Origin of the sequence: Frankia sp. Allo2 (assembly GCF_000733325.1) — a bacterium.
Lineage (GTDB): Bacteria > Actinomycetota > Actinomycetes > Frankiales > Frankiaceae > Frankia > Frankia casuarinae.
The window spans coordinates 1-2,963 of record NZ_JPHT01000089.1 but is presented as its reverse complement, the minus strand read 5'-3'; the positions used below and the strand labels follow the sequence as shown (position 1 = coordinate 2,963).

At 69.1% G+C, this 2,963-nt stretch carries 1 protein-coding gene; it reads left to right on the top strand.

Going from position 1 to position 2,963, the window contains the following annotated elements:
* On the top strand, positions 1 to 2,963 hold a 2,963-nt coding region (locus ALLO2_RS27900; RefSeq protein WP_035734710.1), incomplete at both ends, for a non-ribosomal peptide synthetase.

Here is a 2,963-nt window from a genome sequence, read left to right as displayed (position 1 = left end):
GTTGGGGGAGGTTGAGCGGGCTCGGCTGGTGGGGGAGTGGAATGCGACGGGTGCGGTGGTGCCGGGGGTGACGTTGCCGGGGTTGTTTGAGGCTCGGGTGGTGGTGTCTTCGGGTGCGTTGGCGGTGGTGGATGGGGATGTGCGGTTGTCGTATGGGGAGTTGGAGGCGGCGGCGAATCGGTTGGCGTGGCATCTGATTGCTGGGGGGGTGGGGCCGGGGGGGATTGTGGCGGTGGTGGTGCCGCGGTCGGTGGATCTGGTGGTGGCGGTGTTGGCGGTGTTGAAGGCTGGTGCGGCGTATCTGCCGGTTGATCCGGATTATCCGGCGTCGCGGGTGGGGTTCATGGTGGATGATGCGGGTCCGGTGGCGGTGGTGTGCACGGTGGCGACGGAGGGTCTGTTGCCTGAGCATTCCGCGTTTCGGGTGGTGGTGGATGAGGCTGGGACGGCTGGGGTGGTGGCGGCGCGGCCGGCGACGGTTCCGGGTCGGTTGAGGCCGTTGTCGGTGGCTGATCCGGCTTATGTGATGTATACGTCGGGGTCGACGGGGGTGCCGAAGGGTGTGGTGGTTTCTCATCGGTCGGTGGTGAATTATCTGGCGCATGTGGGGGAGCGGTATCCGAGTGTGGCTGGCGGGTCGTTGTTGCATTCGTCGGTGGCGTTTGATCTGACGGTGACGGCGCTGTTCGGGCCGTTGCTGTCGGGGGGGTGTGTGTTTGTTGGGGAGTTGGCTGCCGGGTCGGGGGAGCGGTTGTTGGTGAAGGTGACGCCGAGTCATCTGCGGTTGTTGGCTGAGTCGGGTGTGTCGGTGGGTGCGGGGCATCTTGTGGTGGGTGGGGAGCAGCTGACCGGGGAGATGCTTGCTGTCTGGCGTGGGCGTCATCCGGCGGCGGTGGTGGTCAATGAGTATGGGCCGACCGAGGCGACGGTTGGGTGTCTGGAGTATCGGGTGGAGCCGGGGGAGGTGGTTAGTCGGGGTGTGGTGCCGATCGGGCGGCCGATTCGTAACGCGCGGGTGTTTGTGTTGGATTCTTTTCTGCAGCCGGTGCCGTCTGGTGTGGTGGGGGAGTTGTATGTGGCTGGGGTGGGTGTGGCGCGGGGGTATTTGAACCGGCCGGGTTTGACGGCGGAGCGGTTTGTGGCGTGCCCGTTCGGGGGNGGGNGGNTGTACCGGNCTGGTGATCTTGTTCGCTGGTCTGGTGCGGGTCAGTTGGTGTATGTGGGCCGGGTGGATAGTCAGGTGAAGGTGCGGGGTTATCGGATTGAGCCGGGTGAGGTTGAGGTGGTTTTGGCGGGGTGTCCGGGGGTGGGTCAGGTTGCGGTGGTGGTGCGGGAGGATCTGCCGGGTCAGCGGCGTCTGGTGGCGTATGTGGTGCCGGCTGGGGGGGTGGCGGTTGATACTGCTGGGATTCGGGGGTTTGCGGCTGCTCGGTTGCCGGAGTACATGGTGCCGGCGGTGGNGGNGGTGCTTCCGGTTTTGCCGTTGACGGTCAATGGCAAGGNGGATCGGGTGGCGTTGCCGGTTCCTGATTTTGCGGATCGGGTGGGTGGTCGGGAGCCGCGTACCGCGGTGGAGGAGGTGTTGTGTGGTTTGTTCGCGGAGGTGCTGCATCTGGAGCGGGTCGGGGTCGAGGACAGTTTCTTCGATTTGGGTGGTGACTCGATCGTGTCGATGCAGCTTGTTGCTCGTGCCCGCCGGGTGGGGGNGGTGATTACGCCTCGTCAGGTGTTTGAGTGCAGGACTCCGGCGGCGCTGGCCGTGGTGGCGGGTGAGGGTGCCGGTGGTGGCGGGCCGGNGGATGTGGGGGNCGGCGAGGNGCCATTCACCCCGGTCATGCACCGGATGGCCGGGCACGCGGGCCTGGCCGGGCTGGCCGGGCGGTACTCCCAGTCGGTCCTCGCCGTGGTCCCGGCCGGGTTGGACCAGGATCACCTGAACACCGCGGTCCAGGCCGTGCTGGACCATCACGACGCGCTGCGGGCCAGGCTGGTCTGCCCCGACGAGCACGACACCGCGTCGTGGCGGCTTGACATCCCCGCCGCCGGGTCGGTGGGTGCGGTGGGGTCGGTGGCCGGGGAGTTGGTGCGGCGGGTCGAGGCGGTGGGCCTGGACGACGACGAGCTCGCCGAGTTGGCGGCGGTACAGGGCCGGGCCGCCGCCGAGCGCCTCGACCCGCGGGCCGGGGTGATGGTTCAGGTGGTGTGGTTGGACCGGGGCCGCGAGCTTCCGGGCCGGGTGCTGCTGGTGGCACACCACCTGGTGGTCGACGGCGTGTCCTGGCGGGNGCTGGNGCCGGACCTGGCCGCGGCCTACCGGGCGGTGGCCGCTGGCAGCCCGGTGGAGCTTGACCCGGTTGGCACCTCGTTTCGGCGCTGGGCGCTGCTGGCCGCCGCGCAGGCCCAGGACAGGGCGGCCGAGCTTCCGCGGTGGGAGCGGATGCTGGCGGTGGAGGAGCCACTGATCGGTGGCCGCCCGCTGGACCCGGACCGGGACGTCGCGGCTGACATGCGCCGCGTGTCGCGGAGTGTGCCCTCCGAGGTCACCGCCGAGTTGCTGACCAGTGTTCCGGCGGCGTTCCATGCCGGGATCAACGATGTGCTGCTGGCGGGGTTCACGGTGGCGGTCAACGAGTGGCGGGGGACTTCCGGCCCGGTGCTGGTGGATGTGGAGGGGCACGGCCGTGAGCCGTTGGCCGAGGGGGTGGACCTGTCGCGCACGGTCGGCTGGTTCACCGAGATCCATCCCGTCCGGCTGGACCCCGGCAGCACCGACTTCGCCCGGATACGCGCCGGCGGCGACGCCGCGGGGCAGGCGGTCAAGCAGGTCAAGGAGCAGCTTCGTGCCGTGCCGGGCGACGGCCTCGGCTACGGGCTGCTGCGTTACCTCAACCCTGACACGCGCCCGGTCCTCGCGGCGCTACCCACCCCACAGATCGGCTTCAACTACATGGGCCGCTTCACCG